The organism is Streptomyces boluensis, assembly GCF_009908195.1.
Lineage (GTDB): Bacteria > Actinomycetota > Actinomycetes > Streptomycetales > Streptomycetaceae > Streptomyces > Streptomyces boluensis.
In genome coordinates, this window is record NZ_JAAAHS010000775.1 from 1 (window position 1) to 626 (window position 626).

1 protein-coding gene is annotated in these 626 nt (G+C 74.3%); it reads right to left on the reverse strand.

The window, feature by feature from the left end; genetic code table 11:
* Window positions 1–14 precede the first annotated feature (14 nt).
* Window positions 15–626: inositol-3-phosphate synthase (locus GUY60_RS38040; protein ID WP_187370245.1), on the reverse strand; the 612-nt coding region annotated here is incomplete at its 5' end.

Consider the following 626-nt stretch of genomic DNA (forward strand, 5'->3'; position numbering starts at 1 on the left):
CCCCACCCCCCGCCTCACCGCTCGCCCCGGAGGCGGTCCGCGAAGGAGAGGAGGGCCGCGTACTGCTCGCCGAGGGCGGCCGAGGTGTGGCCGTCGGGGTCCTTGAAGTAGAAGCCCAACTCCGGGCGTGGGCCGGTGAGTCCGGTGTCGGCGGCGCGGGCGACGATGCGGGCGAGGTCGAGTACGAGTGGGGCGGCGAGTGCCGAGTCGCAGCCCTGCCAGATGGTCTGGAGCACCATGCGGGAGCCGAGGAAGCCGTCGAAGGCGATGTGGTCCCAGGCGGTCTTCCAGTCGCCGAGGGCGGGCACGTCGTCGATGTGGACCTCGCCTTCGGGTGCGGTGCCGAGGACGTCGGTGAGGACGCGTTCCTTGCCCGCGTTCTTGGCCGCGGCGGCGGCCGGGTCGGCGAGGGCGGCGCCGTCGCCGCCGCCGAGGAGGTTCGTGCCGGACCAGGCGCGGACGGCGAGGGCGCGCTGCAGGAACATCGGCGCGAGCACGGCGCGCAGCAGGGTCTGGCCGGTCTTGCCGTCGCGCCCGGCGTAGGGCAGGCCCGACGAGGCGGCGACAGGAGCGAGAGCGGGGTGGTGGAGTCCGGTGGAGGGGGTGAAGTTGACGTAGGGGCAGTC